The organism is Sulfurimonas gotlandica GD1 (assembly GCF_000242915.1).
Taxonomy (GTDB): Bacteria; Campylobacterota; Campylobacteria; order Campylobacterales; family Sulfurimonadaceae; genus Sulfurimonas; species Sulfurimonas gotlandica.
The window spans coordinates 1882679-1899084 of record NZ_AFRZ01000001.1; the positions used below are offsets into that span (position 1 = coordinate 1882679).

At 32.8% G+C, this 16406-nt stretch carries 15 protein-coding genes; 9 read left to right on the forward strand and 6 right to left on the reverse strand.

The features are described 5' to 3' along the window. Positions 1–119 precede the first annotated feature (119 nt). Both SMGD1_RS09330 and SMGD1_RS09335 read left to right on the forward strand, forming a co-directional pair. The gene (locus SMGD1_RS09330) at positions 120–1124 is read left to right on the forward strand and encodes a divergent polysaccharide deacetylase family protein (RefSeq protein WP_008336069.1); all 1005 of its coding nucleotides are present in this window, start codon (positions 120–122) and stop codon (positions 1122–1124) included. A gap of 1 nt (position 1125) precedes the next feature. Then, positions 1126–1905 (forward strand): DNA-processing protein DprA, encoded by a 780-nt coding sequence (locus SMGD1_RS09335; RefSeq protein WP_008341186.1) that lies wholly within the window; start codon positions 1126–1128, stop codon positions 1903–1905. On the opposite strand, the gene queA is transcribed toward SMGD1_RS09335, so the two are convergent. The 4 genes from queA to hemW all read right to left on the reverse strand — a co-directional run bounded on the left by queA (position 1900) and on the right by hemW (position 5254). Next, on the reverse strand, positions 1900–2928 hold the full coding sequence (queA, locus tag SMGD1_RS09340; RefSeq protein WP_008336129.1) for a tRNA preQ1(34) S-adenosylmethionine ribosyltransferase-isomerase QueA: 1029 nt from the start codon (positions 2926–2928) through the stop codon (positions 1900–1902). The two genes, SMGD1_RS09335 and queA, sit on opposite strands and share 6 nt — an antisense overlap. Further along, positions 2921–3733: a twin-arginine translocase subunit TatC gene (gene tatC / locus SMGD1_RS09345; protein WP_008336543.1), complete on the reverse strand. Its 813-nt coding sequence runs from the start codon at positions 3731–3733 to the stop codon at positions 2921–2923. Before tatC ends, queA begins: the two co-directional genes overlap by 8 nt. Then, on the reverse strand, positions 3726–4136 hold the full coding sequence (gene tatB / locus SMGD1_RS09350; RefSeq protein WP_008341188.1) for a Sec-independent protein translocase protein TatB: 411 nt from the start codon (positions 4134–4136) through the stop codon (positions 3726–3728). Before tatB ends, tatC begins: the two co-directional genes overlap by 8 nt. Before the next feature lie 62 nt (positions 4137–4198). Further along, positions 4199–5254, reverse strand: a complete 1056-nt coding sequence (gene hemW, locus SMGD1_RS09355) for a radical SAM family heme chaperone HemW (RefSeq protein WP_008336955.1) — start codon at positions 5252–5254, stop codon at positions 4199–4201. A gap of 115 nt (positions 5255–5369) precedes the next feature. On the opposite strand from hemW, the gene SMGD1_RS09360 reads away from it, so the two are divergent. From SMGD1_RS09360 to SMGD1_RS09390, 7 genes are read left to right on the forward strand one after another with little or no spacing between them, the layout of a single operon-like run. Beyond that, positions 5370–7925 carry an EAL domain-containing protein gene (locus tag SMGD1_RS09360; protein ID WP_008335755.1) on the forward strand — a complete coding sequence of 852 codons (2556 nt, stop codon included), beginning with the start codon at positions 5370–5372 and terminating at the stop codon, positions 7923–7925. A 56-nt stretch (positions 7926–7981) separates the two neighbouring features. Continuing rightward, entirely contained in the window at positions 7982–8452 is a 471-nt protein-coding gene (locus tag SMGD1_RS09365) for an RNA pyrophosphohydrolase (RefSeq protein WP_008341204.1), read from the forward strand. Continuing rightward, a complete protein-coding gene (locus tag SMGD1_RS09370; protein WP_008335299.1) occupies positions 8453–9664 on the forward strand; it encodes an aspartate kinase in 1212 nt (403 codons plus the stop codon). A gap of 6 nt (positions 9665–9670) precedes the next feature. Continuing rightward, positions 9671–10219: a HobA family DNA replication regulator gene (locus SMGD1_RS09375; RefSeq protein ID WP_008337029.1), complete on the forward strand. Its 549-nt coding sequence runs from the start codon at positions 9671–9673 to the stop codon at positions 10217–10219. After that, positions 10206–10823 carry a DNA polymerase III subunit delta' gene (locus SMGD1_RS09380; protein WP_008341205.1) on the forward strand — a complete coding sequence of 206 codons (618 nt, stop codon included), beginning with the start codon at positions 10206–10208 and terminating at the stop codon, positions 10821–10823. Before SMGD1_RS09375 ends, SMGD1_RS09380 begins: the two co-directional genes overlap by 14 nt. Continuing rightward, positions 10813–11955 carry a dihydropteroate synthase gene (gene folP / locus SMGD1_RS09385; protein WP_008336052.1) on the forward strand — a complete coding sequence of 381 codons (1143 nt, stop codon included), beginning with the start codon at positions 10813–10815 and terminating at the stop codon, positions 11953–11955. The genes SMGD1_RS09380 and folP overlap by 11 nt, the downstream gene beginning before the upstream one ends. A gap of 9 nt (positions 11956–11964) precedes the next feature. Continuing rightward, positions 11965–13296: a diguanylate cyclase gene (locus tag SMGD1_RS09390; RefSeq protein WP_008335447.1), complete on the forward strand. Its 1332-nt coding sequence runs from the start codon at positions 11965–11967 to the stop codon at positions 13294–13296. Here SMGD1_RS09390 and SMGD1_RS09395 read toward each other — a convergent pair. Together SMGD1_RS09395 and SMGD1_RS15095 are read right to left on the reverse strand one after the other, a co-directional pair. Further along, on the reverse strand, positions 13293–14939 hold the full coding sequence (locus SMGD1_RS09395; RefSeq protein ID WP_008336199.1) for an inorganic phosphate transporter: 1647 nt from the start codon (positions 14937–14939) through the stop codon (positions 13293–13295). The two genes, SMGD1_RS09390 and SMGD1_RS09395, sit on opposite strands and share 4 nt — an antisense overlap. Positions 14940–15062: 123 nt before the next feature. Beyond that, positions 15063–16391, reverse strand: coding sequence for a peptidylprolyl isomerase (locus SMGD1_RS15095; protein WP_008336562.1), 1329 nt, complete (start codon positions 16389–16391; stop codon positions 15063–15065). Between the last annotated feature and the right edge of the window lie 15 nt (positions 16392–16406).

Here is a 16406-nt window from a genome sequence, read left to right on the forward strand (position 1 = left end):
TACATAATGTATGCTTAAAAAAAGCTCGTTATATTATAAGTATGGCTAATTGTCATATATATGCTATATTTTTATTTTTTTGGATATAGTTATGAAAATTTTGGAGATTATAGATTTATATGGCAAAAAGAAAAAGACAAAAATCAAGCAGTAATAATTTTTTAACATACGTAGCATGGACATTAGCAGTGATTGCACTGGTATTGAGCTCCATTATTGGAGGCTATTATATTGGCTATAAAGATGCTAAAAACGATATAGAAAATCAAACTGCAATTGATAAGAAAAAAAGACTCTCTATGCTTCAAAAACTTGAAATAGCAACTTCTAAAAAAGATAAGTCAAGTGTTAATACAAGGTTAAAAGATGTTCTAAAAAAAGAGAGTAAAATTGACACTGGAGCTGCTGCGCATGAATATGGTGACGGCACTCTTCCTGAACCTCCAGAAGCACCAAAAAGAGATGTTATTAGAACTTCTTCTAAGCCAAAATTAGCAATTATTATAGATGATGTTAGTGTACGTTCACATGTAAACGCAATTAAGAGTTTGGGCATACCTTTGACTATGTCATTTTTACCTCCTAGTAAACTTCGTCCGAACTCTGCAAAACTTGCTGATAAAGAGAATGTTTATATGGTTCACTTACCAATGGAAGCACAGAACTTTAGTGCAGAAGAGCCTATGACACTTAGAATAAGTGATTCAGACTTTAAAATATCTCAAAGAGTTAAAGATATTAAAAAAGAATTTCCAAGAGTTTCATATATTAACAATCATACAGGAAGTAAATTTACATCAAATGAACTAGCAATGAATAGACTGATTTATGCGCTAAAATCAGAAGATATAAATTTTATAGATAGCAGAACAACAGCTGACACAAAAGCACCAACGGTTATGAAAAATTTAGGTCTTAATTATGTTGCAAGGGATGTCTTTTTAGATCATACAATGGATAAAGTTTCAATAATTATTCAGATAAAAAAAGCCATTCAAGTTGCTAAACTTCATGGAACTGCAATAGCTATAGGGCATCCACATGCAAACACACTTTTAGCTCTTCATGAGTCGAAGAAATTATTTAAAGATGTAGAGTTAGTTTATATAGATAGGCTTTATTAGAATGAAAATAGTTCAAGAACATATTTGCGAACTAGAAACTATGAAAAGCTATCCTAAAGAGCTTTTTTTCAGTGGCAATCTTGAACTATTGAAAAAAACTAAAATTTCTATCGTAGGCAGTAGAAAACCATCAAAATACTCTCGCTCACTTACACATCAACTCTCAGCTAAATTGTCAAAAAATGGCATCTGCGTAGTTAGCGGTGGTGCAATGGGCATCGATGCAATAGCACACAAAGGAGCAGGTGAGTCAAATACAATCTCTGTCCTTCCATGCGGAATAAATATAAAATATCCAACTATAAATAAAAATTTATTAAGCACAATTGAAAATGATGGACTTTTGCTTAGTCAGTTTGAAGAAAATTTCCGTGCTACTCCTTGGAGTTTTGTAGTTAGAAATGAGCTTGTAGTTGCCCTTGGTGATGTTTTGGTTGTAGCGGAAGCTGAGCTAAATAGTGGAAGTATGAGAAGTATAGAATTTGCTCTAAAGATGAATAAAGAGATATATGTATTTGCCCATAGAATAGGGGAGAGTAGTGCGACGAATGAGCTTTTAAAAACAGGTAATGCAAAAGCTATATATGACATAGATGAGTTTGTATCTAAATATGCAAATCATGAAATTAATGCATCAGTAATGATAGATGATTTTAAAAATTATTGTCAAACAAATCCTACCTATGATGATGCTCTTAAAAAGTATCCAAACAAAATATTTGAAGCAGAACTAAGTGGTGAGATAATTATAGAAAACGGAAGAGTTATTTCTAGCTTATAGTATCAACATTGCGTCGCCATAAGAGTAGAATCTATAGTTGTTTTTTATTGCATTTGCATAAAGCTGCTGCGCTTTTTCAACGCCTACAAAAGAAGCCACCAACATTAAAAGAGTTGATTTTGGCAGGTGAAAATTTGTAAGAAGGTAATTAACTCTTATTGGTTTATTGTTTGGATGCAAAAAAAGGTTTGCTTCTCCTCTTTGCATTTCTTTGTGTCTGGCATAAAACTCAACAGTTCTTGTTGATGTTGTACCGATGCTAAGTATTGGTTTGTCAGAATCAAGCAATTCTTTAGCTTTATTAGAGATTTCATAATACTCTGAATGCATTGGATGATCTGTAATTGTTTGGGCCTCAACAGGCTTAAATGTACCACTTCCAACATGAAGAGTTATAAATGCATGATCATGGTTTTTACAGACTCTTTCATGTTGTTCCTCGGTAAAGTGTAGTGATGCTGTTGGTGCTGCTACAGCTCCCTCTTGGCGTGCAAAAACACTTTGGTACTCCGAAGCATCTTCGGCATTATCTTCTCTTTGAATGTATGGAGGAAGTGGTATATGACCGATTCTATCAATGATTGGTAAAATATCTTCAAATCTTAGAAGTTTATTTTTCTGAAAAAAGTTTACAACTCTGCTTCCATCATCGTTTAATTTTAGAACAACAGCTTCTAAATCTTCATCAAACAAGATTTTCGTCTCATCTTTTACTTTGCCTCTTATATATACATTTATATTATTAGCATCTAGGGGTTTGTTAATTAAAAGTTCGATTTTACCACCGCTAAGTTTATGTCCGTAAAGTCTTGCTTTAATAACTTTTGTGTCATTAAAAATAAGTGCACAATCTTTGGGGATATATTTTTCAAAATCGTAAAAATGGCAATGTTTAATTTCATTTGTTCTGCGGTTATAAACTAAAAGTTTTGCATGGTCTCTAGGAGAGGCTGGATGGGTTGCTATGAGTTCATCTGGAAGAATGAAGTCATAGCTAGATGTAAGTAACTCTGGGTTATTCACTCTTTTTCTCTAGTGCAATAACTACTTCATCTTCATCTTCGTCCTCATCTTCGTCCTCATCCTCAAGTGGAGGAGCAGGGTTAACAAGTCTAACAATTATAATTGAAAATCCGTAAAGTATGATTAGCGGTCCTGCCATAAGCATCTGAGTAAGCACATCAGGTGGAGTTAAAAGTGCTGCAACGATAAATATGATAACAACAGCATATTTAAAAAAGTCTCTCATCATTCTGTCATCGATCATGCCAAGTAGTGCCAAGAAATATGCGAATATAGGCAGCTCAAAAGCTAGTCCAAATCCAAACATGATTTTTGTAAAGAATCCTACATAATCTTCTATATTTATAAGCGGTGTAAACTTGAAACTACCAAAGGTGATGAGAAAATCAAACCCAAAAGGTGTAACGATATAATAGGCGAACAAAACACCAATTAAAAACATTACTGTTCCACCAACTATAAAAGGAATGATCATCTTTTTTTCGTTGGCATATAAACCTGGTGCTACAAATAGCCATATCTGAGCTAAAATTATAGGAAGAGCGCCTACAATAGCTGCAAAAAATGAAACTTTTAATGCAACGAAGAACGCTCCACCAACCTGAGAAGTTGTAATCATACCTTCTGCAGCATGAACAGATTTTTTTCCAACTTCTAAAAGTGCAACATTTAGAGGTTCTACCATCCATTCTAAGATTGGTTCGTGAAAGTAAAACATAACAAAAAACATAACTATCAGGCTGCCTGCGGATATCCCTAATCTTTTTCTTAGTTCAACTAAGTGTGGTTTTAAATCATCAAACATCAGCAGCATCTTCTTTTTCTATTTTTGTACTTTTTTTCTCAAAAGTTACTTTTTCAGGTTTAACAGGCTCTTTTTTCTCTTTTTTTGTTTTCGACTCAATCTCATCATCTAAAAAATCATCACTTAAGTTTGTAAGAGAAGCTCCTATCTGAGAAACATCAGTTACACGTTTGAGTTCACCACTTGCACTAAGCAGCTCTTTTTTGTAAGCTAATGCCTCTTCTTTTATATCTGCTACATTTAACTCTTCTTCTAAAGAATCTTTAACTGTAACGATAGTCTTTTTAACGCTTCTAAAAAATTTAGCTACTTCTACCATGGTACTAGGAAGTTTATCTGGACCTAGAAACAAGATGGCAATAACAGCAATAATGAGTATCTCTGTAAACCCCATACCAAACATATTGAACCTTCAAAATTATAATTTAAGAGCATGAGTTTAGCTAAACAATGATTAAATTTTCTTCAAGAAGTCAAGAAAAGTGCAATCTCATCTGCTAAAAGGTAGTCATAGTTGTAAAATGTAGCATTTTCAAAGTAAAGTTTATTTTCATCTACTAGAATATCAGCTCTTTTTTGTTCTTTAGAGTTTAAAATGCTAGTCTCTACACCAATGAATGAGCGAAGACCTAGAAATATTTGCTCTATTTTTTTATCTTCAATAGTTAAATCTTCGACTTTTATGTCAAAAGGATTTTTTATATAATCTTCTACAACGCTAGTTGGATAAAATCTTTGTAGTCCAAGTTTTCCAACTGCTCCACTTCCTAAGCCTATATAGTCTTTATATTCCCAATATCCAGTATTGTGAGTACTTTTGTATGTTCCAAAATTACTTATCTCATATTGTTTAAACCCTGATGTTATTATTGTCTCAAAAATCCAATTTGTAAGTTCTAATGTTTCTTTGGACATATAAGGCTTTGACTCAAACGGTGTGCCTTCTTCTATGGTCAGAGCATAAGCGCTAAGATGGTTTATGGGTAGTGAAAAAGCTGTTTTTAGGTCGTTTTGTAAAAGTTCTTTAGTATCTCCAAGAGTTGCATATATCAAATCTAAGGAAAGATTTTTATAACCTATATTATGTGCGTTTAATATTGCTTTTTTTGCATCTTGGACATTGTGAGCACGATTTAGGAGTTTTAATTTTTTGTCGTTGAAGCTCTGAACTCCAAAACTGATGCGGTTTACACCTAAGTCAAACATCCCCTGCAGCCAAGTTTTTGTCGCACTGTTTGGATTCGCCTCACTTGTTATTTCTATATGATTTTGAAGATATGGTTTTATCAGTTCAAATATAGGTTTATATAGTTGTGGTGAAACTGTTGAGGGGGTACCTCCACCTATAAAGACAGATTCTATTGATTTAGAACTTGCATCAAATCTCTTAAGCTCAAAATCTAATTGAGCTAAGAGAGCATCCATGTATTGCTCTTTAAGATGAAACTTGTCTACATAAGAGTTAAAAGCACAGTATGAACACTTAGAATCACAAAATGGAATATGAATATATAGTAGCATTCTTTATTGTCCTTATTTAGCATGAAAGTATAGCAAAGTTTAATATTACTAAAAGAATAAAGATATATAATTGGTCATTAAATATTATTATAATATAACTAAAAAAGTATGGTTTATGAATCAAGATACAAAATTATTAAAGAACATCAAACTTTTATATGTTGAAGATAACGATGATGTAAGAGAGTCAACTCTAGAAATTTTAGAATATTATTTTAAAGATATCACGATTGCAAGAGATGGAGAAGAGGGGTTTGAGCTTTACGAAAAGTCTTATCAAGCAACAAACTCATACTTTCATATAGTTGTTAGTGATATAGAGATGCCAAAAATGAATGGCGTCGATATGTGTAAAAAAATTAAAGAGATAAATACAGATCAACTGCTAGTGCTACTGACAGCACATGATAGCCAAGAGTACTTGATGGAAGCAATCAATACCGGGATTGATAGGTTTATCACTAAACCTGTAATAAGTGTAGATGACTTAATAAATCCATTGATAGATTTGTCTAAGAAAATCATGCTAGAAGCTGAATTCAATAAACGAGATTTTCTATTAAAGCAAAAAAATAGAATTATTGATGAAAATATTTTTATGACCGTTTCTGATTTAAACGGAAAAATTATAGATATATCTCAGGCATACATGAATTTTACAGGGTACACTAGAGATGAAGTGATTGGAAAAAATCATAGTATCTTTAGGAATGAGGGAGCAAATCCAGATATTATAAAAAATCTTTGGGCAACAATCTTGGCAGATAAAGAGTGGACAGGAAAGCTAAAAAATAATAAATACACAGGTGAAGAGTATTGGATTAGTTCAACAATAAGTCCACTTTATGATATCAACCATAAAAAAATAGGTTATACAGCTATTGTGCAAGATATTACTAACACTAAAAGACTAGAATCTCTGTCAATTACTGACGCTCTGACAGAAATCCATAACAGACGATATTTTGATTACTCTTTAAAAAGAGAATTTAAGAGTGCAATATGGAGAAAAGAGAAGTTTGGACTTCTTATAATAGATGTAGATTTTTTTAAAGATTATAACGATTTTTACGGACATGTAAAAGGCGATAAAGTCTTAAAAATGGTAGCTACAGAAATTAAAAAAAATATAAGTGATTCAGTAGAAGATGTTTTTAGAATTGGTGGGGAAGAGTTTGCTGTTTTTATCTCAGACGCTACAGATAAAGAAGTAGAGAAAATAGCATTAGAACTAATCACAAATGTTGAACTATTAGAAATAGAACATGAAAAGAGCTCAGTCTCAAAATTTATAACTATCTCTATCGGTGCTGTAAATATTGATGGCTCTGAAAATATTATGTCAAATGAAGATTTATATAATTTAGCAGACAACAACCTTTATAAAGCAAAAGAAGGTGGACGAAACAGAGTGGTTTATAATGTAAATACATCTTCAATAAACACACTTAAGAACTTAGATGTTATTACAAAATTACCTAATAGACAATCTCTCATTCATGACCTCTCGCTAATTCAAGAAGAAGCTATGTTAGTTCTTCTTCATATAAATCAGATTAACTCTATTAAAGATTTATATGGAATTGAAGCAGTTGGTGATATGGTCTCTCAAAAGGCAAAACAGTTAAGTCAGATTATCATAGATGATAATGTGACTCTCTATAGTTTAAATATGCAAGAGTTTGCGATCTTAGTAACTTCAAGAATTCTTTTCGATAAATATTTGGCACTTCTTAAGTACTCTATTTTAACAAATAGTGATGAAAATATTTACTATGCAGATGATGAGAATTATTTGGTCCCAGATTTTACAGCCGGTGTATCTTATGGAATGTTGAACATATTTAATCAAGCAGATATAGTCTTGCAAGAAGCTATTATGGCTAAAAAGAATCTAATAATATATAAGAATAACCAGACTACTTTAGAGCTTCAGAAGTCAACATTAAATAGGCTTCGAGTTTACAAAAAAGCACTACATAGCGGAAATATAATCCCTTATTTTCAACCTATTATAGATGTAAGAGATAACTCGATATTAAAATATGAAGCATTGGCTAGACTACTCACTGACACAGGAGAGATAGTAACTCCATACTACTTTTTGGACTCTGCAAAACAAGACAATACTTTTGAGTTTTTTACAAGACAAATGATGCAAAAAGTATTTAATATTTATGCTAAAAAGAAAACAGATATCTCTATAAATATTACATACGAAAATATCAACTCAGAAAGTATGCAGGCATATATAAAAAATAGACTTGAAAAATATGGTGGAGATGGAATAACATTTGAAATTGTAGAGTCAGAAGATATAGAAGATTATGAGCTCATAGAAGATTTTATACTAATGCTAAAAGAGTATAACTGCAAGGTTTCCATAGATGATTTTGGCTCAGGGTACTCAAACTTTACCAATATAATAAAGCTTAACATTGATTATATAAAACTGGATGGTTCTCTAATAGAAAAATTAAACATAGATAAAAATGTTGAACATATGATAACAGCACTTTTATCTTTTGCAAAAAATGCAGGTATTAAGACAATAGCTGAGTTTGTAAGTACAAAAGAATTAGACAAAAAAGTTAGAGAGCTTGGAGTGGACTACATACAGGGTTATTTATATGGTGAGCCAAAGAGTGCAGAAAGCTACGATATAGTTTAACTTCTTTTAATAGCTACTTTAGTATAATCGCGTTTATTATAAATTTAGGTGTTTAAATGAACGAAAAAGATTTATATCGTCCTAATGTTGCGATGATTATTGTTTCAAACAATTATCCTCAAAAAAAAGAGATTTTTATAGCGCAAAGAAATGATTTAACTGATATATGGCAGTTTCCTCAAGGTGGTATAGATGAAGGTGAAGAAGTACATGAAGCACTTTTTCGTGAGCTAGAAGAAGAGATAGGTACTGATAAAGTCAAGATTATCGCTGAATATCCTACCTGGATATCATATGATTTTCCTCCTAAGATAGCTAAGAATATGAAACCCTATAAGGGACAAAAGCAGAAATATTTTTTAGTAAAATTAAAAAAGAGTGCGAAGATAGATATAAATACTGCTCATCCTGAATTTAGTGATTATAAATTTGTTAGTGTAGATGTAGCTTTAAACTTAAGTGCATCTTTTAAGCAGGCAGTCTATAAGACTGTGATTAAACATTTCAAAAATGAAGGTTATCTTTAGATGTTAATAGTTCAAAAATTTGGTGGAACAAGTGTCGGTGATTTAGAACGCATTCAAAATGTGGCAAATCGTGTAGCGGAGACTAAAAAAGCTGGTAATGATGTGATTGTAGTTGTATCTGCGATGAGTGGAGAGACAAATAAACTAGTTGAATATGCGGAACATTTTTCATCTAATCCAGCAAGAGCTGAGATGGATATGTTACTTAGTTCTGGAGAAAGAGTAACAGCTTCTCTTTTATCTATTGCTTTAAATGAAATGGGGCATAATACTGTTTCTATGACTGGCAGAAAAGCTGGAATTATTACAGATAATCTTCATACTAAAGCACGTATAGAGGAGATAGATCCTACAACTATGAACAATGCTCTGAAAGAGGGCAAGATTATTGTTGTTGCTGGTTTTCAGGGAGTCTCGCTTGAAGGTAATGTTACTACACTTGGTCGTGGAGGCAGTGATTTAAGTGCTGTTGCGATTGCTGGGGCTGTAAAAGCAGACCTTTGTGAGATATATACGGACGTTAGTGGCATCTACACAACTGATCCTCGTATAGAACCAAAGGCTAGAAAACTAGACCTTATATCTTATGATGAGATGCTGGAATTAGCATCTTTAGGTGCAAAAGTACTTCAAAATCGCTCAGTAGAGTTAGCAAAAAAATTAAATGTAAATCTAGTAACAAGAACAAGTTTCTCAAATGAAGAGGGAACACTAATAACAAAGGAAGAAAATATCATGGAAAAACCATTAGTAAGCGGAATAGCATTAGATAAAAATCAGGCTCGTATCTCTTTAATGGGTGTAACAGATCGACCAGGAATAGCATCAGATATATTTGGTAAATTAGCTGCAAGCGATGTAAACATTGATATGATTATTCAAAATAAAGCTCATGATGGCACAACAAATATTGACTTTACAGTTGCTAAAGGTGACCTATATGATGCTAAAAATGTTGTAGATGGCTTCGTAAAAAGTGGTGAAATTAAGGCTGATTCTTACAATGAACAAATTTGTAAAGTCTCTATTGTTGGTGTAGGCATGAAATCACATACTGGTGTTGCTGCAAAAGCTTTCTTAACAATGGCAAATGATAATATAAACATAAATATGATCTCAACTTCAGAAATAAAAGTTTCTATGGTAATAGATGAAAAATATGCGGAGCTTGCTGTTAGAAGTCTGCATAATGCGTATGAGCTGGACAAGTAATAGTTAATGCAGGATTTTGCACAGTGGAGTTTGGATGTTATTCGAGAAGATGGAGCATCCCTTAGTTGGTTAGAAGAGCAAAGATTTGACTGGACTAACCCTCTATCCTTAGCTCTAGAGCAGATTTTAAACGGTAAAACTATTATTCTTATAACTGATGAAAAAAGAAAATGGTTGGAGACGTATATCTTATCTTCAATCAATGCTATGAATCTTGATAGACCGCTATTACCAATTGTAAGCATGGATAGCCTTTACCAACACTATAAACACGTTAGTGGTGGAGAGATGATAGACGTAGTTGAAGATATGATTTCACTCTCTTACAAAGATGATTACTTCTTTTGGTATATAGGAAAGGGTGATGACAAAAGAGCTGACATTGCTAAAAGGAAAGATAACAGCTATTTTTGGATTTTTGATGAAGAGTTTCACAATGGTTTTACATTGAAATCTTACGACCCAATTATAGATATCAAACTTTTACAACTTTATAAACTTTTTGACGCGTCGCTTAATGCTACAATATTTGGAGAAGTGGATGTTGGATCCTGATACTATAAAAGGGCATATTTTAATCTCCAGTGATATTGAAGCTGAGGTTGAAAAGCTAAAACTGTTGCTAAAATCAAACAGAGTTGTTGCTTTTGTGCAAGAGAAGTTTCTTATTGAACATGCAAAAGCTGTTGTAGCAGAAGCTTACATAAGTGAATCTAAAACTAAGTATATTATTTTAGGCGCTTTAGAGTTTAATGCAGTCTCTCAAAACTCTCTTTTAAAAGTTTTAGAAGAGCCGCCAAGAAATATAGAATTTATAATAATCTCCCCAACAAAATCAAATCTTCTTCCAACAGTTCGCTCTAGACTTCCAATAATAAAAGGTCAATTGTCACAAATTGAGAAAGAGTGTGAACTTAACCTTGCCAGATTGGATTATGATGCTGTATTTTCATTTTTAAAAACAAATTCTAGAATTACAAGAAATGAAGCGAAGGCAACAGTTGAAGCTCTTTACAATAGAGCAACAGTCGTGGATATGTTAATCCTTTCTCAAAAGCAACTGGATAACTTTGATATGGCATATAGACTTTTAGAGTTGAACTCAAGACCGCAGAGTGTTTTAGCACTTATTCTTATGGGATTTATAGATGCAAATTGAGAAACTATCAAATAACATAGAGACGAAAAAATATTTAACAGAGTTAGGTGTAGATGGTGCTGGAGTTAACATATTAGCTTCAAAAATGACTAATCACATTATCTATATTAGAGACTTACATGTTGGTGCTGCAAATATATTAAAGCAAGATGCTCTCTCTATCGGTGCTGATTTAGCTGTTCCAAAAGGAACAATAGTAGCCGAGACACCTCTTGTTGATTGTATTTTGATAGCTACAACTGCACAGTTAAAGACTCTGAGTAAAAAAGAGTTGGCACAGCCATTTGGATTAAAAATCCTAGCAAAAAAACTAGATGAATTTATTAAAATAAAAAAAGCAAAAAAAATAGAGATTATGGGTGTTATAAATGCAAATGATGATAGTTTTTTCTCTTCAAGCAGATTTGTAGATAGTGATGCTATTTTCTCAATAGAGAAGATGATAGAAGATGGTGCAGATATTATAGATATAGGCGGAGTATCTTCAGCACCAAATTCAAAACTAGTAGATGCAAAAGAAGAGTTGCGTAGAGTTAAACCAATACTTCAGGCAATAAAAGAACAAAAGTTATATGAAAGAGTTAACTTTAGCATCGATAGTTACGAGCCATTAGTTGTAGAACAAGCGCTGGATAGTGGTTTTAAAATAGTTAACGATATAACTGGACTAGCAAATGATGAGATTTGTAAGTTAGTTGCAAACTATAATGCAAGAGCTATAATCATGCATATGCAAGGAACGCCACAAACAATGCAGATAGCACCTAAATATGAAAATATTATTAGTGATATGTATACTTTTTTTGAGCAGAGAATAGAAAAAGCTGAGAGTTTTGGTGTTAAAGATATAAGTTTAGATGTTGGCATAGGTTTTGGAAAAACATTAGAGCAAAACCTGCAGCTCATAAAGCATCTGGAGCATTTTTTAACTCTAAATAAGCCAATTTTAGTTGGTGCTTCGAGAAAATCTATGATAGATCAAATATCAAAGTCATTACCTAAAGATAGACTTGCTGGTACTCTGGCTTTGCATCTAGAAGCAATCAGAAATGGCGCTTCAATAATTCGTGTTCATGATGTGGCAGAACATATTCAAGCTATTAAAATTAAGCAGGCCCTAGACGCAATATAAAGGAGTTTTATGAAGTTTCCAAATATAGGCGACATTGCTACCAAATCAGTAGTCTCTATTGATATGAAAAGTACATTTAACGAAGCTATGAGTAAGATGCTAGAAAATGAACATAGGAATATAATAGTAAAAGATATAAATGATTTTTATATAATGAGTATTATTGATGTGTTAAATATACAAACCAAAGAGGTTAACACAGATATACCTCTATGCGATTTACAGCTATTTAAAATTCCAACAATAAATAAAGATAAAAATATTTTAGACACTTTAGAATATTTGAATAATTCTATAGAATATATCTGCGTAATTAATGATGATAATTCTCTTTATGGATTAGTTACACATACGGATATCACTAGCAACATAGATCCAGACACGCTAATGGACAATTATCGTTTGCAGGACTTTTTAAAGCTTGGGCGTAGAATGAAGTGGGTTCATAAAGATGAAAAAATAGTATTTCTACTTAAGGATATGGTTAATAATTTTTATGATAATGTAGTTGTAGTTGAAGATTTAAAGCCAATAGGTATTTTTACTACAAAAGATATAATGAGTCTAATTAAAAATAAAATTGATTTGGATGTTGCAATAAAAGAGTATATGTCATCTCCTGTTGATTCTATCAATAAAAACTCATCAGTTAGAGAAGCACTTGCTTTTATTAAAGAGAGACACTATAAAAGAGTTATAGTTATAGATGATGAAGGAAGTCTATCTGGTATTATTTCACAAAAAGAGCTGATTTCTTTAACCTACTCTAAATGGGCTATGTTGATGAAAGAGTATCAGGATGAATTAAGTGAAATAAACTTGATGCTTCAAAATAAAAATATAGAGTATGAGAATATTGCATCTACGGACGCTCTAACGGGACTCTATACTAGACATAAGTTTTTTCAGCTATATCTATCATCATATACATCTATGGTTCAAAGACATAATTATATGTCTTTAATACTAGTAGATATAGACTACTTTAAAAAAGTTAATGATGTTTATGGACATAATGCAGGAGATAAAACTCTTGTGCAAGTTGCACATACACTTTTAAAAATACTTAGAAATGTTGATGTTGTTTGCAGATGGGGTGGGGAAGAGTTTCTTATAATGCTACCAACTGCTGATATGGAACATGCTATATTTATTGCTCAAAAGTTAAGAGTATCAATAGAAGAGTTATCTATAGATGTGGTTGGAAACGTAACAGCCAGTTTTGGAGTTTCTCAAGTTAGAGAAGGCGAAGAGATGCAAGACGCTATAGATAGAGCTGATAAAGCTCTATATCTTGCAAAAGACTCAGGTCGTAATTGTGTTAAATGCGAGATGGATTAAATCATAATCCCTTTAATCATATAAAATAATATTGCAGCGAGAGTAGCTGTAGCTGGCACTGTAACAACCCATGCAGTGACAATTTTCTTAATAGCGTCTCTTTTTACAAACTCCACTTTTTTAGCATGTTTAATGCTCTTTTTAGCAGATTTAATCTGCTTTTCTTCATATGCGATTTGTTTGTAAAGTTCAACAACTCTCTCATAGTCAGCTTGAGATTTTGAATTTTTTGCTTCTAAAGTTTTAAGCTCAGCACTAAAGGCGTGAAGATTTTCTCTTTCATCAATAATAGACTGCTTATCATCTTCTAGAGTTCTTCCCATATCATTTAAGTGCAGCCACTCTCTTAAAAAACCAACACCAAAAACACCACCAATAGCAATGTGTGTAGAACTAACAGGAAGACCAAGTTGAGATGCTATGATAACTGTGATAGATGCAGCCATAGCGATTGAGAATGCTCTTATTTGGTCTAGTTCAGTGATTTCACTACCAACTGTCTTAATTAGTGTTGGGCCATATAGAGCAAGACCTAGAGCGATACCAAGAGCACCAACTCCCATTACCCATAGAGGAATAGCAGCTTTTGAAGATACCCCACCATTTACTACAGCATCGTTAATAGCTGCTAAGGGTCCAATTGCATTTGCAACATCGTTTGCCCCGTGAGCAAAACTTAGTAGTGCAGCTGCAAAGATAAGAGGAATTGTAAATAGTGTATTTACCGAAGCTTTAGTATTCTCAAGTTTTGTTGTGTTTGAGCTGACTTTAGCTTTAACAAAAAAGTAAACCATTACAGCAATAACAAATCCAAGAGTAAGTGCAGTAGAAAGAGATGGCTTGTTAGTCATTTCAATTGCTACAAAAGGAATCATATTTAATAATTCAACAACTTGTGGCCAGATTTTTTTAAGACCTTTTAGTGTTATGTATGTTACAAATGCCCATGACATTATTGCTACAAAGATAGGCACATACCTCTTGGCAGCTTTTACTTTGTCATCTTTAAATACAATAGATTTTTTAATAGAAAAAAGAAAGGCTGCTGCGATAACTCCACCTAAAACAGGAGATATTACCCATGAAGCTGCAATTTTACCCATTGTACTCCATGATACAATACTAAACCCCGCTGCTGCAATACCTGCACCCATTACACCACCAACAATAGAGTGAGTTGTTGAAACAGGAGCTCTCACCATAGTTGCAAAGTTAAGCCATAGAGCTGCTGCTAAAAGTGCAGCCATCATTGCCCATATAAAAGGATCTGCATTACCACCAAAAGCAGAAATATCAATGATACCTTTTTTGATAGTTTTAACAACTTCACCACCAGCAATAATAGCCCCTGCAGCTTCAAAAATTGCAGCAATTATAATGGCAGTTGTTAGTGTCATAGCTTTTGAGCCAACAGCAGGTCCGACATTGTTAGCAACATCGTTCGCACCAATATTCATTGCCATATAAGCGCCAATTAGTGCAGCAACAGCTAGGAACATATTATTTGAAATCCCACCATTACTTAAAAAACTAAATGTCAAAACACCTATCATAAAAAATAGTGCAAAACCTAATCTTGTAAAGTCTGTTCCACTCTTTTTCAGTGCTTCTTTCTCAAGTTTATTCATAGTTTGAATTTCCATAATTTTCCTCTTGTAACCATTTTGTAATATTTTTTGGAATTATATCGAGATAAAGGTTACGAGAATATTACAAAGCTTTATAATACCCTTCTATCCCAGTCCAATTACCATTCATAAGTCCTACTATTTGATATATGCTTTTATTATTTCTTGTCTATCTTGTGGTCTATCTGCACCACTTCTGCCAAAAGTATCTACATTATTCAGCTTCATAATTGTTTCCATAGAAGATTCTTTTACTTGGCCAAAAATAGTATGTCTGCCGTTTAACCAAGGAGTTTTAGCAGTTGTTATGAAAAATTGGCTTCCATTAGTATGTGGTCCTGCGTTTGCCATTGCAAGGATTCCTGCTTTGTCAAATGTTTTATTTTTATATTCATCTTTGAATGATTTATCCCAGATACTCTTACCACCCCTACCACTCTCAGTTGGATCTCCGCCTTGAATCATAAAGTTTTTAATAATTCTATGAAAAGCTATACCATTATAGTAACCGTTTTTTATATGTGTTTTAAAGTTTTCAACTGCTAATGGTGCTATATCAGGATATAAATCTATCTCAATTTTGCCTTGAGTAGTTTCTAGAACAATTGTGTTACTTTCACTGGCTGCTTTTTCTGTGTATGAATCAAGTTTTATTGGTGCAATTAGTGATTTTTCTAAAGCTGCAAATTTATCATCTGATTTAGTAGGAAGTTTAAAGTAAAAATCACCAATTATGTCATCATGTGTCCAAGGTCTTTGTTTTTGATTTGTTTTTTCATATACATCTTTTTTTACTCTTTTAAACATTCGACCTATTGGAATTCCTTCCGTGTCTATATGTTTTATAATTTGTTCTGTAAAAACACCGTTATTTTTATTTCCATCGCTTGCAACTTCTCCTGGACTTGTTGCATATGCTATGAACATACCTTTAGCATTCTGGACTTTTGCTAGACCACCTCCACTAGAGCGAGAAAATGGATTATTTCTACATGCATCAAGTAAAACGATGTTTAATCGATTGCCTGATTTGTTCATTTTATTTATAACCCTACTAAGTTCAAGTGTTTCATCTTCTATCTCATCTTCTGAAATAAGGTTTGAGTCTTTGCCGATAAGGTAATTTTGTCCTTGAGATTCAATTCCGTGACCAGCAAAAAAGAAAAGACCAACACCACCTTTTTGAAGTTCTTCCCCAAAATCACGGAGCTTTTTGCGCATTTCGCGTACTGTTAGATTTTCACCATAGTATACTTTAAAGCCAAGGTCCTTTAATTTATCTTTCATAGCTCTTGAATCATTTATTGGGTTCTGTAATTTTCCAAGACGATTACTGTCATATTGGTTGTTACCTATAACTAAAGCTACTCTTTGCTCAATCTTCATCATCTTAAATGATCTATCGATATCCTTAGCAGCAAAAATTGTTAGTGGGATTAATAGTAGTAGAATAAAGCGTTTTATCATGTAATTACCTTGAAT